Genomic DNA, 20,754 nt, shown 5'->3' with positions numbered 1-20,754 from the left:
TATGAGCCACCGCTGGCAGGATATCAGGGTGACACCCGGCTCACTGGCCACGCGGCGCCTGCCCCGTCCACTCGCGCCACGCCGGTTCGAGGTGCGCCCGGACGACCTTGCACAGGCTTTTGCTGCGGCGGGCGAGCGTCTGGGCGCAGCAGATGTTGCCGTAGCGTCAGAAGATCGCCGGGCGGGACCATGGGCGCGGCTTTTTCAGAATGAACCCGCATGGCTCTACGCACAGCTGCTTTCCTTCAGGGCAGACGATGCGGGCTTTGAATTTGCCGAGGCACTCGAGCAGGAACCTGCCAGCGCGCTGTCGCAGATCAGTGCACTCGCCGCACGACTAGACGGATGGCTCCGCCGCATAAGGTTGCAAAAGCCGGTCGTTTTCTCGCGCCAGCTTGAGCAGATGGATAAGGAAGTCGCTCTGACGACACTTGTTCAGTCACTTGCCGGAGTGCAGCCATCCGTGGTGCTGCGCCGCGCGGGCGAGCACAGGACTGTGCGCGAGGCTGAGCGGTCGGCCGGCGCTCTGGCCGCTGCGCGCGCTACGCGCGAACGGCTGCGTGCCATCCACACCATTCTGCGCAACGCCGTCAGCGCACTGCAGCCCATGGCCCGCAAAGCCTTTGATGCAAGGATTGTGTCCGGCGGAATAGATCCGGGCCTCGGCCTGCTGATAGCCGAATTGCGGACAGCAGGCCACGTGGATGCGGTGATCAATCAGCTGCCCGCACGGCACACCCAACACTACTATCGCGACATTATCGGGCAGAAACCTGCAGATGCCAGTCCGGAGATGGTTCTCCTGGATCTCGGCAAGGTCCCGCGGCCGGGCGTTCTGAAGCAGGGTGCAGGTCTGGAGGCGCTGTTACCGGACGGTACTGTACAACAGTTCAGTACAGAAGCCGCTGTGCCACTCAGCACCGCACGGATCAGCGACATCTGCGTGCTGAGTTACGAGACGAACCCGGATATCTCCTACAATCGTGCTCTGGCAGGGATCACCGGCCTGCGTGCCGCACGCATCGGCGCTGACCCTCGGCCCGATGGATCGACGTTGTTTGCCAGCGGATCCGAACTGCCACTCGACACTGGCCTCGATATTGCCTCGCCTGTGCTTTCGCTGGCGGAGGGGACCCGGCGGATAGAAGTCACCCTGCACATGAGGCGGGCCTCAAACCTGCCCGCCGGATCCCGGCCCCTGACACGCGCCGAGATCAGAGAGCGCGCCGAGCGGCGAAAGGCCTCGGTACGGGCGAGCGTAATACCAGACCTGCGGCGGAACCTGACCACAACACCCGAATGGGCAGATCCGGAAGTCCGGCTTGCGCTCGCGGCAGATACTGCGCTGGTCAGGGCGTTCTGCACAGGAAAAACGGAAACCGCCGCTGAAGAGCTGACGCACGGGGTGACAGAATTCGCTGCTGAAACGAACCAGACGACCTCCCTGTCACTTGTCTATCGCTATCTGATGAACCGGGTTGAAAGACCAGGACAACTGCGCCTCCTGCTGGGGCGCATTGTGACGCTGTCGCTCATCGAGCAGTATGACTTTCCGGCAGGTGACTACTGGGACCAGATCTATGCACTGGTGCAGCGGTTTCGCCCCGAGCTTACAGGACGCAGCACGGAAACCGATACAGACCACGGCCAGAGCTCGATGATCTTTGCGGCTTTCTCCCAGAAACCCGACGGTACAATCGACTACCCGCCCGAAGATGTGTTTCAGAGCCTGCTCGGCGACGCTTTTGACATCACAGTCACCACCGAAGATGGCCCTCTGCGACCGGACATCATGCAGGTTCTGCCGATCCGGCATGCCCAGGCCGCTGGAGGCATCACGCTGAGCCTGCGCTATGACGAAAGCGCACCGGCGCTGACCGGTCCGGAGCATGCCCCTGTGCTGGCCCTGCGGTACGCCACCGACTCGCGGCTTTGCCCGGTTTCGTTCTTCGAGAGCTACACGATCGAAACCGTCGCGATACGCACGCAGGTCACCGGTCTGCGGAGGCTGGCTGCTTTTTCGGACACCGGGCCCGTCGTGACCGATCAGACGTTCAGACCTTTTGGCCCTCGACCCCGCGATGGCGCGACCTTCCAGGTAGGTTGCGCTGAAATGGGACGTAAGCCGGTCACCCGGGTCAGTATCAGCCTCAGCTGGAGCGGTATGCCCGATCCGCTTGGTGGCTTTGACGCCCACTATGAAGCATATGGTCGTAACATAGAGGTGCCTGCGCCTGAACTGACCGTCGAATATCTCAGCGGGGACGGATGGAAGCCGGTCAGCGATGCACCGCTTCCGCTGTTTCAGACCGAGGGCGTCACGGGTGCGCTGCTGCCGGCGTGGGAATTCACCGGACAGGTGTCCGGCCACTCTATCCCCGCGACGGGCGTCGTGACAGCAGCCGAATACCAGTCACGCCAGACCGTACGTGCAGGCATGATTCGGATGCGGCTTGCCGGCACGGCCGATGGTTTTCTGGCAGGGCAGTATCCGGTTGCCCTCGTGAACGCGATGCGCCCGCGTCTTCTCCCGCTGGGCACCCGGAAAATTCCACCAGCGCCCTATGTGCCCGAAATCAGCCGTTTCTCACTGGCATACACCGCAGAAGCGACGATCGAGCTGAATGCTCCGGACACCGCCCGTCCTGGGGAAACAGTACACCAGGTCGGGCCTTTTGGCCGTGTCGGGGTCTTTCCACAGCGTATGTTGCGCGGCATCCGGCTGTTTCCCGAACGTATGGGTTATGGACATGTGGCCTTTCAGCTGACGGGTGCTGATGCCACCGGCCCCGTAACACTGGCCTTCGATATGGCCCAGTCGGGGCATCTGCGCCTGGTGCCTGATGCAAACCCGATACGGTGGAAATACCTGTCCGCGCACGGATGGGCCGACCTGCCGGAAACGGCACTTTCCTCTGATACCACCGCCGGGCTGATGCGGTCCGGCCTTGTGGTGATCGACCTGCCCGACGATGCAACGGATCATTCGCCCGAAATGCCCGCTGGCGGTGTCTGGCTGGCCGCCGTAGCAACGCGCCCACACCTCGAAATCTTCCCCGCGCTGAGCAGGGTTTCCGTCAACGGTGTCTGGGTCTGCAGGCGTGATGACACCTGGAAGAACCATGGAACACCACGCACATGGTCCTTTTCTCAGGCGCAGCCGGGCCTCTCTCCGCCGTCCGAAATCGTGACACCCGCGGAAATACGACCGCCGGAACCTCCCGATGCGTTTACCGCCCGCGTGGGCGAAAGGCTGCGTCACCGTCGTCGCGGTGTGCGCCCCTGGGACATGGAGCGGATGGTGCTCGAAAAATTCCCTGAGGTCTGGATGGCAAAATGTCTGCCGCATCTCAGCCGGAAAACTCCGGCGCCTGCTCCGGGAACTGTCACTCTGGTTGTGACCCGGAAACCCACAGCAGATCCTGCACTGCATACGCCTGCGCCCGCCCTGTTTGACGTGGCCACCCTTGAACGCATCCGTGACTGGCTGAGCGACTATGTGAGTGAAGAGGCGCAGCTGGATGTTGTTAATCCAACCTTTGAACGGCTGCAGGTACGTGCCAAGCTTTCGGTCACCGCAGATCGTGAAAACGGGGCGATGGCGCAGATGCTGCGTCGCGACCTGGCCCGGTACCTCTCTGTCTGGACTGCCGACGATTCTCTTGCGCGCTTCGGCTGGTCGCTGAACGTACACATGCTGCGCGCCCATATCGCAGCACTGCCATATGTCGATGACATCACCGATTTTTCTGTTCTGCACCTCGTGGGTGATGATGCCCGGAGCTATCAGCTTCTGGACACGGCTCAGGAGGTAAACGACCCGCGCGGCGGCACCTATGGCCCTGTGCTGACCCCCAGATTTCCATGGAGCCTGCCGCTGTCGACGGCGGACCATATCCTGACAATCCTGCCAGAAATTGATGATGAAGCCCCCTCAGCTGCCGGCATCGGCAACCTGACTGTCGGCGACATGCTCATCGTCGGCCAGAGGAATATCCCGTGACAAAACAAGATCGCGCTACTCTCAAATCCTTTTTCCGCAGCGGCGCTCTGCCCACGGCGGCTGAATACCGGGACCTGATCGACAGCACCGTTAATCAGGTTGATGACGGCTTTGCCAAAACGGACGCAGACGGGTTGCGGCTGAACTCGGTTGGTTCCTCCCTGCGTGTTCTAAGCCTGTATCAGGGTCTGGGAACACCCAAACCGTCCTGGGTGCTGGAACACGGTGATGCGCCCGGCGCACTGCATTTCCGGCCGGACCAGGGCAAGTCAGCGCTCGAGTTCGCGCCAGGCGCTGCAGAGGAAGAAAACACCGCCGACGGACCGGGCCCGGCGGGGCTCAGTATCACGCGGGACGGGCGCGTCGGGGTTGCACACGAAGCACCGGACTGGCGCCTCGATGTCGATGGTGTGGCACGGATGCGTGGCAGGATCGGGGTGACCAGCCACCGCATTCCGCATGTCAGAGCGGATGGCAAATGGCACGACATCACCCAACCGCTGACCGGCTGTCAGTGTTTTGAGGTCACCGCTGGTACGGGGGGTGAGCCGCGCAAGGGGCGATATTCAATGATGCACGCCATCGCCATGAATGCCTATCATCCGCGCAACCCCATCCTGAACTGGCTGTTCCGGCGTCGTTCTATCAAAACGCAGACGGCGATGTATGGCTCCTATGCGGACCGGCTGCGCCTGCGCTGGGTTGCAGACACACAGCAACACCACTTCCGGCTGCAGCTGCGCACCAATGCGAATTTCGGCGAAGGCAAAGTGGTGCGCTACTACCTGACCCAGCTTTGGTTTGACAGTATGATGACCGGCGCACGTGAAGACAGTGATCGCGATGCGGGGCTGCTGTGACCAGGTCGCCTGATCCCCTCACTGCCTTTGCTGATCTGCGGCGCGCGGCCGTTGAATATGCACAAGAAGCCTCCGGCGATATCTGGACGGATTACAACCTGCATGATCCGGGCGTAACGCTGCTCGAACAGACCTGTTTTGCGCTCAGCCAGGTGGCGTGGCAGGCCGGGCTGCCGGTGCGCGATCTGCTGACCAATCCGCGCGGGCACTTCTGTTTTCACGATCTTGCGCTGTTCCGCCCGCGCAAAGTGCTGGGCAGCATGCCGGTCCGCCGCGAGGATCTGCAGACATGGATAGGGACATGCCCCGGTATCGAACGGGTCGTTATCGCGCCGCATGATCCCGCGAGACCTGGAAGACTGGACGTCATACTGGTTCCCTCTGGCGAGGAAGACGCCGGCGTGGACGCTGTCGGCACTTTCCGCGCTTTGTTCAGACGCGCCCGACCACTCTGTACCGATCTGGGGTCAGTGGTGATTGCCCGACCCCTGCGGGTTGTTTTGCACGGTGAGGTCGAAATCACAGAGGCCGCCCTGCCTGAGACAGTGGCCGCGGCTCTCTATCATCAGGTGTCCGATATCCTCAGCGGCGCGTCCCGTGCAGATCACGCGGCCCGGCGTGCGGATGTCTGGGAAGCGCCGGAGAGGCTGCTCGCACCGGCGCGGTCCGATGTCGGCAAGCCCGGAGACATCAGCGAGCACCTCAATGATCTGCGTGCACTGCCCGGCGTTCGGGATATCGGCGCGTTCAGCCTGCGACAGCCCGGCACACGGGAAATGCCCGCAGCCGGCGACGCCGTTTTCTACCGCTCTGTCCTGCCCCGGACACGCGACCAGATCGGGCTGACACTGACGCTGAACGGCGCGGCGGTGGCGCTTGACCCGGCGCGTATCCGCGAAGAGTACAACCGCATTGCTGCAGAAACGATTGCTGCTGCAGTGCACCATGTCGACGGTCCGGACTGGGATGTCATGCGGCCCGGCAGGCGGCGGCAGTTTGGTCAGTCACACGTGGACAGCCTTTTGCCCGGGCTGTACCGCGCCGAGGGTTATTCAATGCACGACCCAGGTGATCTGATTTCGGAATATCGGGAGGCGATCGACGGTGTTCTGCGCGACATGATCGCGGATCTGGATGCCCTGCCCCGGATATTCACGGCCCGGCCGCATCAGAAGACAGATGATCCGGTGGCACACAGGATGCGCGTGAAACTGCTGGATTACCTCATTGCGCTCCAGGGTGCCGAAATGCCTGCCACGCGTCACAGTGGACTGCATCACTATATGTCAGTTCGCGCCCGGCACCGGTTTGCGATTGAATGGCGGCTGGAATATCTCTTTGCCCTGCCCTGGCTGAACAGTGCACGGGCGACAGGTCCGGGGCCCGAAGGGCCGGGTGGATTTCTTGCTGAACTTGCCATTCTGGCCGACCTGAACCTGACCGAGAACAGCGATCAGACTTCGGTGCTGCGCCGGTTTGGTCTGCATCTTGATGATTCCGCTGACCCGGTTGCACAGGACGATGACCGGATCATCATGGTTGGTGCCCTCAACCCTTTCGATATGCTCGTGCCTCTGAGGGACCATGCGGAACGGCTCTCACCGGAGCGCCTTGCGGAACTGTCGCCTTTTGTCACAGACGGGGCATTGTGCAGCGCGGATTTCCGGCGGCTTGCAGACGCAGACAGCCTTGCCATCGTCCCGTATCCCGGTGGCAGCTGGCAGGTCCTGTATGACCCTGGCAATGGCACGGGCCTGCAGCGTTGTGCGGTTATCAGAGACAAGGACGAAGCGATGGAAACGGTGGCGCGCCTGCGTGCGACGTGGAATTACCTGCATCGTGCATCCGAGGCCGCCCATCTGTCGGAGCGGATTATACTGGAAGAGGATGGCAGTGGCAGCGCGCATACCGCTGATCTGATGCTGCCCGGCTGGACAGCGCGTTGCGCGATGCAGAGCTTTCGTAACTATGTCGAAGGTCTGGTCGCGCAGCTCGCACCGGCGCATATCCATGTCCGCGTCCACTGGCAGGACTTTGACGCCAGTGAAAGAACCGATGCGGACAGGGACAGCCCCAATTCCGCAGAACCGGAACAGGCATCCGATACAGAGCAGGTCGCCTGATGCCGTCTGCCGCTCCCATATCACCCCCTCAACAGGTGAACGCGGTCATTGCATCGGTCGATGCAGCCTTTGAGATTACTGCCGCACAGGGTCCGCTTTCATCGCCAGAGCAACTTCTGGCGGCAGTCCGTAAGGAAATACTGCCTGCATTGTCAGAGGTGCTCGACCACCCCCGCTGGTCTGAGGTGACGCTTTATGCGCCACAGATTGACATTGATCTGGGCGACTGGCCTGATGATCCTGTGTGGTCTGAAGTTCGCTGGATTCTGGCGCATAAACTGGAGGCCGCGCTCAGCCGGTTTCTCAATGCAGATCCTGAACAGGCTTCGCCTTCCGAGAAAAAACTGGCATCGCCGGTGTCCTCGGCCTCACCGGTTGTCTCTGCGCCCAGCGATAATCGGTCAACGCCGGTCGGCTGGGACGATGCACGCCACAACGTTCTCATCGCCCGGGCCCGGGGATTTTTTGACTGGGCAAATCGCTTCGGGGCCACGCCTTCTCAGGAAACCATACGCTTGCGTTTGGAAGAGTATCCGGAAGAGGCCGGTGCACTAGCTGCCCTGCGCATCGCCGGACTTTCCCCGCTCGCAACCGACCCGGCTTTGCAGTCCGAGCTGATCAGTGTTCTGGACACTGCTGATCGCGAAAGAAAAAGCGTGATCCCGTCAGATACCCGGGCAGATGTGCCTGATCCAACTTTCGGGTCCGAAAGAGTGCCGGGGAACTCTGATGAAGGTACTTTGTTTGCTGACGAGATCGACCGTCTGGCTAAAACTTCCGCTGGTGTGTCTGTGTTACTGCGCCGTCTGGCGGACAAAGCGCTTTCCACATCTCTGCCGGGTCAACGGTTAAAGGGCCGGACTGTCTCTGACAGTATCGACTGGCAGAACATCCTGAGTGCAGACAAACTGACTGACCTCAAGTTCGCAGAAAAGCGCATCATCGAAGGTCTGGTTCATCGCGGAACGAGCCGGGAAGACGCACAGAAAACGGCATCGCGTCTGATCGCCCGGCTGATAACGTTGCTGCCTGTGGTCAGTACTGCACCCCCGGCCACAGGAAATGCTGCCACACCTTCCGAGCGCAATGGAGGGAGCTTGTCCGATGCGCACGGGCGACAAGCCTCGGGCAAGCTGAGTCAGGCCGCGGATGGCTCTCCATGGGACGTTCCGGGCGATGAGAGCCGCCGGCGCTCCGCGAATAATGACACAGACACAAAACGCGTCTCAAACCCGCTGCAAGAAAACCCGGAAATCCGGAATGCTGGCAAAAGCGGCCGTGTCGCTCCGGATCCGCTGACCGCGCTCTCTTCCCGGAACAGACAATTTTCTGACCCCGCGTCTGACCACACGGCGATGCTGCGCGGAAACGATCTTGATTCCGAAACGCTGCGTGCTTTTCAGGCGTCAGAACCGGATGCATTCACGGCATCGCTGGCCCTGCTTGATACACCGGAACTCCTGGTTCTTGCGCACGGACTTCTGTCGCCGGCAGCCAGATTGCTGAGGGACCGACTGAGCGACCTGTCCGAAGAAGCCGATCACCCGGCCGAAGCTCTCCGCAAAGCCACGCTGCTGCTTCTTGCAGACAGGACACTCGATTTCGAAAAACTTGCCCGCGCCGAACCCGAAACAGGCTTCACGACTGAAAACGCCCGTTTCAACGACCTTGCCAGTCTGGCGGTGGAAGATGCAGATGATCCGGATGCCGGTGAAACACCGGACGCCCTGGCGATCGACCCGTTGACCGAAGTCCTGCGCATCGCTGGACTGACCCGGAGCGAAATACTGCGCGTTCTCGGCGCTGCCAATGCGCAAACGCAGGTTTCCGGGCGTTCCCTGACCCTGCCCGTGGGCGGGGAATCCGGCCGTGAGGCGGATGCGGCCCGGGGCAACAACCATGAAAATTCAGGCGACATACCGTCGACCCGGGAAGGTTCATCCGACGTTTGGGATAACCACACGCACCGATCAGTGCATGACCACGAGGATCGGGAAATTTCCGGTGCACGCCAGAACGCCGGCGAAGACACAACAATCCAGCGTGCTGCACCTGCTGAACAGCCAGGACAAAAGAGCAAGAAACATACGAATCCGTATGTTTCTGACGAAGCATCTGATCCGCCAGATCAGGATTTAACACGGGCAGGGGAACAGGATACCACTTCGGGGCGTTCGGACGACCTCAGGATCGCAACAGCTGAGGCGCATTTTTCTGATCGTAAAAACCCGGATGCCAAAACCCCGGTACGAGCGCACGGCGCAGTGTCGGAGACTGCAGTGTCACGTTCCGGCACCGGGGCCCTCGCCAGCGAAAACAGCACAGAAGATCATATCACCCAACCGGTTGCGACACGGGACGGACACGTTCCGGATACGCCGGGTTATCGTGCCGCGACGCGGAAAGTACCTGTTACAGCCGACGAACCTGAAAGCACAGAACGCACCGACGAGGAACTCATCAGTCAGCTTGAACAGATCGCCAGAGTCACACTGCCCGCATCTGACAGCACTGTGGTGGCAGCCTTGCGCCTCGTGGAACAGCTCTGGCCGGGCCGTGCGCACGACGACCCGCAGTCGCGTTTTGCGGTCATGTGCGCCCTGTTGCACAATGCGACAAGCGCGCCTCCGCCCGGTTTGCCGCTGAGCCGTCGACTGGACGATCTGCTTGCGCAGCTGGAGCCTGATGAGAACCGCCGGACTCTTGCCCTGCGCACGGTCTCCGCGCGCCTTGGTACTGCTCCGGGTCCGGACGCCACCGGGCTGCATCGACAGACACGGGCTGCGCTGGAAACACTTTTGACCAGCACCCCGGACACTGCCGCACCCTCTGGCCAGGAAAGTGCACGGCCCGTCGCGATACCCGCTCAGGCGACAAACGAAACGGACGGTGAAACGCTGCTGGTTTCTGAAACGGCCGGACTGGTGCTGCTGCATCCGTTCTATGCATTGCTGTTTGACCGGACGGGCATAGAACGACAGGGGCGCGCCTTGGAAACCGGTGATCTGCCGCTTGCGCGTGGTCTTCTGCTGGCTCTTGCCGGCACTCCGGACACGACCGTGCCCGCGCCCGACCCGCTGCACAATATCCTGCTGGGGGTCGATCCGGCGGCTCCGCTGCCCCTTCCAACCAAACCCGATGCTGATGCCGATGCTCTGATGGATGGGTTGTTGCGCTCGGTGATTGAAAGATGGTCCCGGCTGGGGGCTACGTCTCCGGACGGGTTGCGCGAAGCATTCCTGCGCCGCGCCGGTACGCTGCGGCTCGATGCCACCGGTGCGCATCTGCGGGTCACGCCCGGCCCGTTCGACATGCTTCTCGACAGCCTGCCCTGGAGTCCGGGGCCGGTAACTCTGCCGTGGATGCCTCTGCCCTGTCATGTGACCTGGCGGGAGGACAGCGATGAATGACTCCTCCCCTCCCGGCACAGCACAGGCAACACATGCCGATGCTGTCTCGCATGAGATCCGCTGGCTTGAACAGGTGATCGAAGCCCGCCTGGGACATTTCTTCGATGGCACGACGGCACCTTTCACTGTGCCGCCTGCACCAGAGCAGCCACGGGGAACTGCACTGGGTGATCTGATCGCGCGCACTGGCATGAATGCTACGGCGCGGCTGGTGCTGGCCCTGGCCGTCGCCCCGCATGTCAACTCAGCAGTACTCGACCCGTTCTATGTGAAAAACTCTGCCATTGACCGCGCATTTTCGCAGTTTGGCGGGCACCCGGACGCGGGTACCGCCTTTGTGCCCTCGGTTGAAACGGCGCTCTTTCTGATCGCGGGCACGGATACTGCCGCACGGATCGCCGCCATGCGGCTGTTTGAACCTGATAATCCGCTGCGGGTCAGTGCGGGCGTCACGCTCACCCAGACACCGCCCTCCCACGTCAGCCGCCTCGACATCCCGGTACACCGCGTTGTCGCACTCTGTGACGGGAAACCACCCCGGCCCGATTTCTCGCCGAATTTTCCCGCCAGACGGCTGACGACGAAACTCGGCTGGGAGGACCTCATTCTGCCCGCCGGCGTGCGGGACCAGTTGCAGCACATCCTCGCATGGCTCGAAAACCGCGATACGATCCTGCAGGACTGGGGGCTCGAACGACAGTTCGGGAGAGGCTACAAGGCGCTTTTCTACGGCCCCCCGGGCACAGGCAAGACACTGACAGCAACCCTGCTGGGTCAGCGCACAGGTCTCGATGTTTACCGCGTCGACCTGTCGATGGTTGTATCCAAATATATTGGCGAAACGGAAAAGAACCTCGGTCTGATTTTCGACATGGCCGCTGAACGGGACTGGATTCTGTTTTTTGATGAGGCCGACGCGCTCTTTGGCACCCGCACGGCAACTGCATCATCAAATGACCGTCACGCAAACCAGGAAGTCTCTTACCTGCTGCAGCGCATTGAGGAGTGCCAGAGCCTTGTGATCCTTGCGAGTAACCTGCGCAGCAACATAGATGATGCCTTCTTCCGGAGGTTCCAGAGTGCCATCGGGTTTGCCCGGCCGACCGTACCCGAAAGACTTCAGCTGTGGCAAAACACCCTTTCTGGTGTGCCCGTTGCGGAGGACATCGACCTCAGGGCACTCGCGCGCACCCATGATCTGTCCGGTGCGGCCATCACCAATGTGGTGCGCCATGCGGCCGTGGGCGCGCTGCGACGCGGCGCATCTTCCGTTGCCGCAGAAGATATCAAATCCGCCGTTACCGCTGAAATGCGCAAAGAAGGACGCACGTCATGACCCGTCTCAGCCGTTTTCTGTCTGCAATAATCCTGTATTTTTCGATGAGTACAGTCCTCGCTGCCGCCTGCAGCGACCTGATGGACCTGACAGAGGACAAACTGGTTCCCGCGAGTATCGGCGAAGTTCAGCTGGGTCTGCGAACAGCCTACAATGACAATAACGCCCTGCTGACAGACGGACGGCTTGGCACCTATACGCGTCAGAAACTGCAACAGCTTTGCGAGGATGTACCGCGCCCGGCGGGGCTGGATGACGTGCGCTCGACGCTGCAACTGGCGGTGCAGTATGCACGCCTGCAGCAAAATTTCCCAGGCTGGTCAGAGCAGCTCTTTGAACTTGATCTCACGGCCGGTGGCGATGCCCTGGCACGCAGCACACTGGGTCTGCGGCTTGCAGGTACCACAGCAATGAAGACCCTTGCACTGGGACGGAGTGCTGTAACCTTCACCTGCGAAGATCCGGGGGGTGCGCTGGCACAATACCCCGACGGAGCGCGGGCACTTGCCACCCTGACCAGGCTCTTCAAGGACAAAACCGAGGCCGACATCTGTGCGATGTTGCCCGTCGCCGGAGGTATCGACGCCTGGCAACAGGCCATGGAGCGTCTGGGCCGTCTGGGTTCCAGCCGCGTCGGCGCTCTGCGTGTGCTGCAGAGTGACGATTTCCTCGGCTGGATCGCGGCAGGTGACACACAGGAAGACGAGGGCACCAGAAAACGCCTGCGCCGTCTCGCAGGGACGCTGCCTGCGGTGCTCACCCTGATTGATGACTACAACGCACAGAACGAAGGCGGCGATGGTTCTACCGTGTACACAGGTGGCCCCTGCTCGCCACGCCCGCAGGAACAGACGCTTACCTGGTATGCGCTCAACGATGAAGACATTGCATCGCTCGAATTTTTCGTCTCCCTGTCTCCCAAGCTGGACGCTTTTGCCGGGGAGAACGGTGGTTTTGACAGTCCACAGGCGCTCTGGCGCCAGTTGCGGCCGGCACTGGCGAGCGACCTTGACGACTGCGTACTGGCCGAGATCGAAGAGCTGGTCACCGGGCCTGAGACTCTGCCGCTGACTTTCCTGCTGAAACCGGATGCGACTGACGCCCTGCTGGCACGCGCAGAGCTTGAGACTGCAGTCCCCGTACTGACAGAGCTGGCCCCCGCCCGCACTCCGACACGCGCAGAGCTGGTAAACCGCATCCGCGCAGGTCTCGTCAGCGCACAGGAAGCTCTGGTCGGAGAGGAGATCACCGCCGCCGCCGACACCCTGGCTGCCGCCTCCGAGCCCGTACCGCCGCCCACGGATACGGCGCTGATCGAACTGGAGGATGAAGAAGAGGGCGCGCCCGATCCGACTCCAAAGATCACGGTGACCGAGGCTACAGACGACGCTGTGGAAAGCGCCATCGACAACCCCGAACTGTCGGACGCCATCAAATCCACACCGATTGCCGATGCTACCGTGCCCGAGCTGATGCGGGCCCAGGTACGCTCAGCACTTGAGGCGACCGCCGCCCGACAGGTGGCGCGCACCGTCGACACCCAGATTGCGATCATAGAACCCGCCGTATCGTCGGAATGGTCTCTTACACCTGCTCTGCGCGACGAAATTCTGGCTTTGCCCTATGTGCGAGCGGCTGTTGCCGACGCCACCGCGCAGGATCTGCCCGACCGGCTCCGGACACTGAACGGCGTTGCTTACCCCAGCTATCGGCTGTTCGAGGAAGCGCTTGCCAATATTCCGGTGATCGACGGCCAGGTGCCATTTTCCCAGTTCGTGACAGAACGCATTATCCAGAAGGCGCAGAAAAACATCACGGATCCCGAGATTACCCGGGTGTTCGGCGATTTTGCGGTGCCGGACTGTAAATGTGTCCCGGAACGACGCGAAGCAGATCTGCAGGTATACGGCTTTTACCCGTTCTGGTTTGCGCCGACGCCCGTACGTGCAGGTACAGAACCCGCGGCGGGCGCGGACGGAGAAGATGCACCACCCGCGCCACCGGCCCGAACGCAGATCGATTTCAGCCTCACAGGGCAGGTCGCATTTTACGGGCTGGAGTTCTCGGATGCGGGCAGTACCCGGGTGACCCTGCGCAACCGCGAACAGTGGCGGGCAGCGAAACGTGACTTTGTGAATTCAGCACACCAGTTCCGGGCGCGCGCAGACCTCGCGTTTGATCTGCGGGACTGGACACAGTGGGACGATGCGACAATCGAGGATGTGATCGACGACATTGCCACCGAAATGGCCCCTTTCGAACGGTTCGAGAGTTATGAACTCGGACATATCCGGGACGCTGTCCCGACGCTCTTTGATCCGGTTCAGCCCGATGGTGTGACGCTCATTTTCCACGGTTATCAGGGCAACGATCTGGGCGGGGATGAAATGAAAATCCTCATCAGCATCGTCAAGGATCTGTACGAAGCGCTGCCGAACCGGGACCGTCTGCGCATCAATGTGGCGTTTGACTTCCCGCTCGTCGGTGAAAGTCTCGACCAGCCGCTCTTTGATGAACTCTATGAATTGCTGATACCCAGCCCACTGGTACTTGCTGACGAGAATGCAGACACCTCGCAGACGGATGGCCCCAGAGACCTTGGCCGTGAAACCACGAGGATTATCGACAAAATTCTGCTCTTTCTCGAGCGCCCCACCACAGACGCCAAGAAGGGCCTGCGCTACCGCATGGAACAGGGTTTGTTTCAGGGCGAGTTGCGCGCCAGCGTGCTGCGCAGCATCATACCGGTGCTGCCCCCGGGGGGGCATGAATTTGTCCTGACATCGGTCAAGGCAAACGCGGTCGATACGCGCACGCCTGCGCCCTTCTCACAGTTTGAGGATGACGTGGTCTATTTCAAGGACAACTTCTCGGGTGTGGGTTTCTGGCCGGTGCCGGACCCGGCGGGTGTCGAGACGGCGGCCATTGCAGGTATCATTGCCAGGCATTTCAACACACCGCGTCTGCCACCTCTGCTGGCCAGTTTCGAGGGGCCCGTCAGCCGGGTGTGCGACTTTTCCTGCCCCAACCGCGCGGCGATTACACTGGCAGCCATGGCACTTTTCGCAATTGTTGTACTTCTGACCTGGCGGTCTTTCTACAGCGGTATCGTCGATCGTATCGCGTTTCGCTTCCTGACCATCGGGCTGGTGTGGATCGGCAACCTGGTGCTTGTCGCCACGCTGCTGGTGCTCAGTTTCTGCGACCCGCGCGCGGTCTGGCCGGGCATTCTTATGTGGATCCTGATCGCCCTGCTGGGCAGCATCATGATTTACAATTTCGTCCAGAGAATAAAAAACGGGCCGATGCCATAGAGCTGCTCCTTTCCCTGCGAACAGGCGGCCTTTCCTTCCGCCTGTTGCTGAAGACAATATCCGGGGCGTGGTTGAACGCGGTGTTAACCGTCCCGCCCCGGTTCATCCGGATTGTCAGAGAACAGCGCGATTTTGTTGCCCTGAGGGTCGCGCAGATAGCCCACATAAAACTGAGGTCCATACGATGCACGAAAGCCCGGCTGCCCGTCGTCTGAGCCGCCGGCTGCCACCGCCGCTGCATGAAGCTCGCGGACCTGTTTCTGACTGCTGACCTCAAAAGCAACCATTGCCCCGTTTCCGGCGCTCGCGGGACCACCGTTAAACGGCGATTTGACATAGAAATCCGGTGAAGCTGAAATCTGGTCAGGCTGTACGGACGGTATGTAACTCAGGTCGCCATGGTACTTTTCCAGCCTGTAACCAAGAACAGGCAGTATAGCAGAGTAGAACTGTTCCGCCCGGGCGATGTCATCTGCTCCTACGGTGACATATGCAATCATAAGGTTCTGTCCTTTCCGGAAATCAGCCCATGACAGGAGGGCTGCTTTGTATGGGTAAGTTCCGCCAGGCCGCACCTCAACAGATATTCCCTTCGGGATCTGCACATCACGCCTGACCGGCAGGGCTGAAATCTGTGGCTACCCCGGGCCGGGCAGTTATCCATCGCGGCATTGACGCCAAAAAAGCGACGATGTCAGCAGATCAGCGCTGAGCGGTCAGCAGCCGCAGCGCGAGGCCCGCAAAGACAATTCCTGCGATCCGGTTCAGTGCGACCTGCGCGCGAGGGCTTGCCCCGAGCCACTGGCCGAGGAACCCGGCCGCCCAGGCAACCGCGCTGAAGATCACAAGCGCACACAGAGCAAAGACCGCACCGAACAGAAAAATCTGCACAGTGACCGACCCCCGCGCCGGGTCCGCAAACTGCGGCAGGAATGCGAGGAAAAAGATCGCTACTTTGGGGTTAGTCAGGTTCATGATCACCCCACGAGTGTAGAGCTGGCTTGCGGGGAGACGCCGCACGCCCCTGCCCGCCACATCCGCGGCACCTGCGCGAAATGACTTCCATGCAAGCCACAGAAGATACCCGGCCCCTGCAATCTTGAGAGCGGTAAATGCTGCCTGTGAGGTCTGGAAGATCACCGCAACGCCCAGCGCTACGAGGGTTGTATGCACCATCACGCCGGTTGCCAGGCCAAGGGTCACCAGCACGCCCGCCATCCGGCCGCTGAGCGCAGACTGCGTCAGAACAAAAATATTGTCCGGTCCGGGTGCCAGGGCCAGCGCAACCGAGGCTGCTGCAAAGACAAACAGTACGTCGGGTGGGATCATGGTGCCTCTCCGTCAGATTGCCCCGATGAACGCCCCGACCGGGGTCCGTGTCAACTGCTCATGCCGCTTGCAGCGCTGCGCGATTTCCCCGATGGTCGCGGCACGGCAACCACAGGGTAAAACAGCAGCCATATGGACATCCGCGCAATTCTGATGGGGCTGGCCTTTGCTGTCATGTGGTCCTCTGCCTTCACCTCCGCCCGAATTATCGTTGCTGATGCCTCGCCCATGGCAGCGCTGACCCTGCGCTACGCCATCTCGGGCCTGCTGGGTGTCGGAATCGCGATGGCGCTGGGTCAGTCCTGGCGGCTGACACCGGCACAGTGGCGCGCGACCATCGTGTTCGGCGTTTTGCAGAATGCGGTGTATCTGGGACTGAACTTTGTGGCGATGCAGACAATCCAGGCGTCGGTCGCGGCAATCATCGCTTCGACCATGCCACTGCTGGTGGCACTTGCGGGCTGGATGTTTCTGGGCGAACGCCTGCGCCCTCTGGGCATTGCGGGCCTGATCGCCGGTGTGGCCGGGGTCGGCATGATCATGGGCGCACGTATCGATGGCGGGGTCGATATCACCGGGCTGGTTCTGTGCGGGATTGCCGTCGTTGCCCTTACCATCGCGACGCTGTCGGTAAGGGGTGCTACGTCCGGCGGGAATTTTCTGATGATTGTCGGCCTGCAGATGCTGGTAGGGTGCCTTGCCTGCGGGCTCGCGACGCTTCTATTCGAAACACCTCGGCTGAACCCGAGCTGGACGCTTGCGGCGGCATTTGCCTACACCACCCTCGTTCCGGGCCTTGCAGCGACACTCGTGTGGTTCTGGCTGGTCAACCGGATCGGGGCAACCCGCGCAGCGACGTTCCACTTTCTCAATCCGTTTCTGGGTGTGGCCGTTGCGGCGCTTTTGCTGTCCGAACCGCTGGGCGCGCGTGACCTGCTGGGTGTGGTTGTGATCGCGCTGGGAATTCTGGCGGTGCAGATTTCGCGACAAACTGTGTCGTAAACGCGGTTTTGGGGGCCACTCAAAGCCGCTATTCTGGTGCGTACCCAAAAGGGACGCCACACCGATGCGCGACGAACCAGCTGCCAGATCCTATGCCTTTGTCCTGATCCCGGGGTTTTCGCAGCTGGGTTTCTCCTGCGCACTCGAAGCGCTGAGCCTTGCCAACCGCTACCCTTCGGGCGGCCCGTATTACGCGTGGCGGATACTGTCAGAAACCGGCGCGCCGGTACCGGCCTATAATGGCGTCTGCGTGGGTGTGGACGGTCCCCTGGATGAACTGAGCCGCCATGAGACGATTGTCGTCTGTGCGGGCGAAGATGCAGGGCAGGCAACCAGCCGCAAAATGCTGAACTGGCTGCGACGCGAGACGCGCAAGGGCATGGACTATGGCGCGCTTTCATCGGGCACTTACGTGCTCGCACTGGCCGGTCTGGTGTCAGGCAAACGGGTCACGACCCACTGGGAGTACCGCGCAGCCCTGACCGAAGTGTTGCCGGACGTTATTATGGAGGACAGCATCTTCTCCGTCGATGGGCGGGTCTTCACGACCGCCGGAGGCGCGGCATCAATGGACATGATGCTCGACCGGATCCGGCGGGACTACGGCGATGATCTGGCAACATGGGTCGCCGACCAGATGGTTTATACCGATCCGCGACTGCCGGATCATGCCCAGCGCATGGCCCTGCAGCCCCGCACCAGAGTACGCAACGCGAAACTGGCGCTCGCCATGCAGATCATGCAGAACAACACAGAGGACCCGCTGACACCTGATGAGATCTCTGGTCTTGTTGGCCTGTCCACCCGGCAGCTGGAAAGACTTTTCGCGCGGTATGTGGGCAATTCCCCCAAACGGCACTATCTGCGGCTGCGCCTGGAAAAGGCGCGGGACCTGCTGCGACAGACCGATTTCTCGGTCACTGATGTCTGTGTGACCTGCGGGTTCAGATCCCTGTCGCATTTCTCCAAAAGCTATCGCGCTGCCTATGGGATCAGCCCGGGCCTTGAGGGCGGCAGCGCCCGGTTGATGTGGCGCGACGATACCTGACCCTCAGGACTTGCGGAAGCTGACCACCAGCCCCTTGTCATCACGGTGATCGCCGGTGGCCGCCGGGCCATAGATTGGCAGTTCGACACTCTCCAGGCCTTTGATCTTGCCCCCGAAACCTGCGAATTTGGCGCCAAAACCTGCGCTGTCGAAAAGCTCTGTCTTGATGGTCACAACGAACAGCGCACCGGGTGCGGCCACACGCATCAGCTCGTCGAAAGCGTCCGGGCCGACATGACCGTGGGTGAAAGTACCCGAACTGACGATGCCATACCAGGTGGCATCAGGCAGCGGCAAAGGCCTGGTCATATCCCCAACGACAAGATCGCGGTAGACGTTCTTGCGCCGTGCAACATCCAGCATTTCGGGCGACAGATCCAGACCATCGATATCCGGGATGCCGGCATCATGCAGCGCCTGCCCCAGCAGCCCTGTGCCTGCGCCCGCATCCAGCACGGGGCCCTGTCCACCGGTTTCCACAAACTTTTGTGCCACGTGGCCAGGCATCCGGAAATCCATCGCCCGGGCAAAGGTCTCTTCATAGGTCTCTGCCCAGCCGGCATAGAGCGCCCTGTTGTCTTCGGGCGTCTCCAGCGCGTAGGCGGTGTCGAGATCAGGCTTGTCGGCTGGCATCGCGGATCCTCCCGCCGCCAGTCTGTCATTCAGGACCCGTCGAGCAAAGCCTCAATTGCGCCGGTAATCTCACGCGAGAGAGGTTTCGTGCGTGACCCCCACGTGTCAACGACGGCACCATCCGGACCAATCAGCACCTTGTTGAAATTCCAGCGCGGCACGAAACCGGTCTCTTCGCGGACCTCGCGGTAAAAGGGATGCGCATCGCGTCCTTTGACACGGGTGATGTCTGCCATCGGCAGATCCAGCGCAAAGTTCAGCTCGCAGAATTCCTTGACCTCTTCGGCGCTGTCCAGTTCCTGGCTGAAATCATCCGAAGGGACCGCCATGACGACCAGACCCTCGTCGCGGTAGCGGTCATAGAGCGCCTGCAGGCCATCATACTGGCCGGTAAAACCACACTGTGACGCAGTATTCACCACCAGTACCGGCTGCCCGGCCCAGTCTGCAGTTTCAAGCGTTCCGCCATCAATAGACGCAAAGCTGTGGGGTCCGACACCGGCAAGCGCCGTTCCCGTCGACAGTATGAATGCCAGTACAGTTGCAGGTCGTCTCATCGTCGCCTCCTGATCCGTTGGGGGTCATATAGTCCGCGTTTCCCCTCAGACACGTGATCCGTTCCGGAATAGTTTCCTCTTTTCATCGGGCCGCGCGCTCTTATCTTAAGAACAAAGGAAAACGGGAGCCCTTTATGCCCAGATATGAAAAGACCGACGAGGCGATCAGGAAACTGTCGCTGGAAGAATACCGCGTCACTCAACAGAACGGCACCGAACGCCCGGGCACGGGCAAGCTGCTTGGTAACAAAGACCCTGGAATTTACGTGGATATCGTTTCGGGCGAGCCACTCTTTGCCTCGGCCGACAAATACGAGAGCGGCTGCGGCTGGCCCAGTTTCACCAAACCCATCGAACCTGCCCATGTTCAGGAACTGCGCGACGCATCCCTAGGCATGATACGGACCGAAGTCCGCTCGACCCATGGTGACAGCCATCTTGGCCATGTTTTTCCGGACGGCCCGGCGGATCGGGGCGGCCTGCGCTACTGCATCAATTCGGCGTCTCTGCGGTTTGTACACCGCGACGATATGGAAGCCGAAGGATATGGCGAATACCTCAACCAGGTGGAGGACGTCGCATGAGCACTGAACGCGCCGTACTGGCAGGCGGATGCTTCTGGGGCATGCAGGATCTGATCCGCAAACGTGCGGGCGTGATTTCCACACGGGTGGGCTATACCGGTGGCGATGTGGCCAACGCGACTTACCGTAATCACGGCACCCACGCCGAAGGGATCGAGGTCATCTTTGATCCCAAGCTGATCAGTTATCGGGGTCTGCTGGAGCTGTTTTTCCAGGTTCACGACCCTACCACGCTGAACCGGCAGGGTAACGACGTCGGTCTCAGCTACCGTTCTGCAATCTACTACGTGGACGAAACGCAGAAACAGGTGGCTCTGGACACAATTGCTGACGTGGAAGCCTCTGGAATCTGGCCTGGAAAAGTGGTGACAGAAGTTGAGGCGGCAGGTCCTTTCTGGGAAGCCGAGCCCGAGCACCAGGACTACCTGGAGCGGATTCCGAACGGGTACACCTGCCACTTTCCCAGAGCGGAGTGGGTACTGCCAAAGCGCAAAGAAGCCGCAGAATAAACAGACGGTCCCGGCAGGCACCACCCGGTCGGGACCATCCGGTGTT

General features: G+C 61.1%; 14 protein-coding genes. 10 read left to right on the top strand and 4 right to left on the bottom strand.

All coding sequences use genetic code 11. The features are described 5' to 3' along the window. Position 1: 1 nt before the first annotated feature. The 6 genes from Q0792_RS13210 to Q0792_RS13185 are packed head-to-tail and all read left to right on the top strand — an operon-like array spanning position 2 to position 15,046. Positions 2-4,003, top strand: a complete 4,002-nt coding sequence (locus Q0792_RS13210) for a hypothetical protein (protein ID WP_298841268.1) — start codon at positions 2-4, stop codon at positions 4,001-4,003. Beyond that, positions 4,000-4,863, top strand: a complete 864-nt coding sequence (locus Q0792_RS13205; protein WP_298841265.1) for a hypothetical protein — start codon at positions 4,000-4,002, stop codon at positions 4,861-4,863. The genes Q0792_RS13210 and Q0792_RS13205 overlap by 4 nt, the downstream gene beginning before the upstream one ends. Beyond that, a complete protein-coding gene (locus Q0792_RS13200; protein ID WP_298841262.1) occupies positions 4,860-6,986 on the top strand; it encodes a hypothetical protein in 2,127 nt (708 codons plus the stop codon). The genes Q0792_RS13205 and Q0792_RS13200 overlap by 4 nt, the downstream gene beginning before the upstream one ends. Next, a complete protein-coding gene (locus Q0792_RS13195) occupies positions 6,986-10,396 on the top strand; it encodes a contractile injection system tape measure protein (protein ID WP_298841261.1) in 3,411 nt (1,136 codons plus the stop codon). Before Q0792_RS13200 ends, Q0792_RS13195 begins: the two co-directional genes overlap by 1 nt. Beyond that, positions 10,389-11,732 (top strand): ATP-binding protein, encoded by a 1,344-nt coding sequence (locus Q0792_RS13190; protein ID WP_298841259.1) that lies wholly within the window; start codon positions 10,389-10,391, stop codon positions 11,730-11,732. Before Q0792_RS13195 ends, Q0792_RS13190 begins: the two co-directional genes overlap by 8 nt. Beyond that, complete coding sequence (locus tag Q0792_RS13185) at positions 11,729-15,046, top strand: hypothetical protein (protein ID WP_298841256.1); 3,318 nt, start codon at positions 11,729-11,731, stop codon at positions 15,044-15,046. The genes Q0792_RS13190 and Q0792_RS13185 overlap by 4 nt, the downstream gene beginning before the upstream one ends. A gap of 83 nt (positions 15,047-15,129) precedes the next feature. Here the strand turns inward: Q0792_RS13185 and Q0792_RS13180 are convergent, their stop codons facing one another. Both Q0792_RS13180 and Q0792_RS13175 read right to left on the bottom strand, forming a co-directional pair. Next, positions 15,130-15,546, bottom strand: a complete 417-nt coding sequence (locus Q0792_RS13180) for a VOC family protein (RefSeq protein WP_298841254.1) — start codon at positions 15,544-15,546, stop codon at positions 15,130-15,132. Between the two features lie 202 nt (positions 15,547-15,748). Then, positions 15,749-16,375 (bottom strand): LysE family translocator, encoded by a 627-nt coding sequence (locus Q0792_RS13175; protein ID WP_298841252.1) that lies wholly within the window; start codon positions 16,373-16,375, stop codon positions 15,749-15,751. A gap of 132 nt (positions 16,376-16,507) precedes the next feature. Between Q0792_RS13175 and Q0792_RS13170 the strand changes: the two genes are divergently transcribed. Further along, a complete protein-coding gene (locus Q0792_RS13170; protein ID WP_298841249.1) occupies positions 16,508-17,377 on the top strand; it encodes a DMT family transporter in 870 nt (289 codons plus the stop codon). 64 nt (positions 17,378-17,441) lie between these two features. Further along, on the top strand, positions 17,442-18,425 hold the full coding sequence (locus tag Q0792_RS13165; protein ID WP_298841246.1) for a GlxA family transcriptional regulator: 984 nt from the start codon (positions 17,442-17,444) through the stop codon (positions 18,423-18,425). A gap of 3 nt (positions 18,426-18,428) precedes the next feature. Here the strand turns inward: Q0792_RS13165 and Q0792_RS13160 are convergent, their stop codons facing one another. Both Q0792_RS13160 and Q0792_RS13155 read right to left on the bottom strand, forming a co-directional pair. Next, positions 18,429-19,058, bottom strand: coding sequence for a class I SAM-dependent methyltransferase (locus tag Q0792_RS13160; RefSeq protein ID WP_298841243.1), 630 nt, complete (start codon positions 19,056-19,058; stop codon positions 18,429-18,431). Positions 19,059-19,087: 29 nt separating this feature from the next. Continuing rightward, positions 19,088-19,615: a glutathione peroxidase gene (locus Q0792_RS13155; RefSeq protein ID WP_298841240.1), complete on the bottom strand. Its 528-nt coding sequence runs from the start codon at positions 19,613-19,615 to the stop codon at positions 19,088-19,090. Between the two features lie 134 nt (positions 19,616-19,749). Between Q0792_RS13155 and msrB the strand changes: the two genes are divergently transcribed. Together msrB and msrA are read left to right on the top strand one after the other, a co-directional pair. Next, positions 19,750-20,199, top strand: a complete 450-nt coding sequence (msrB, locus tag Q0792_RS13150; protein WP_298841237.1) for a peptide-methionine (R)-S-oxide reductase MsrB — start codon at positions 19,750-19,752, stop codon at positions 20,197-20,199. Further along, positions 20,196-20,708 carry a peptide-methionine (S)-S-oxide reductase MsrA gene (msrA, locus tag Q0792_RS13145; RefSeq protein WP_298841234.1) on the top strand — a complete coding sequence of 171 codons (513 nt, stop codon included), beginning with the start codon at positions 20,196-20,198 and terminating at the stop codon, positions 20,706-20,708. Before msrB ends, msrA begins: the two co-directional genes overlap by 4 nt. The last annotated feature ends 46 nt before the right edge of the window (positions 20,709-20,754 follow it).

It is taken from the genome of uncultured Roseobacter sp., from assembly GCF_947495025.1.
Lineage (GTDB): Bacteria > Pseudomonadota > Alphaproteobacteria > Rhodobacterales > Rhodobacteraceae > Roseobacter.
This window is presented reverse-complemented; position numbering and strand designations above follow the sequence as displayed.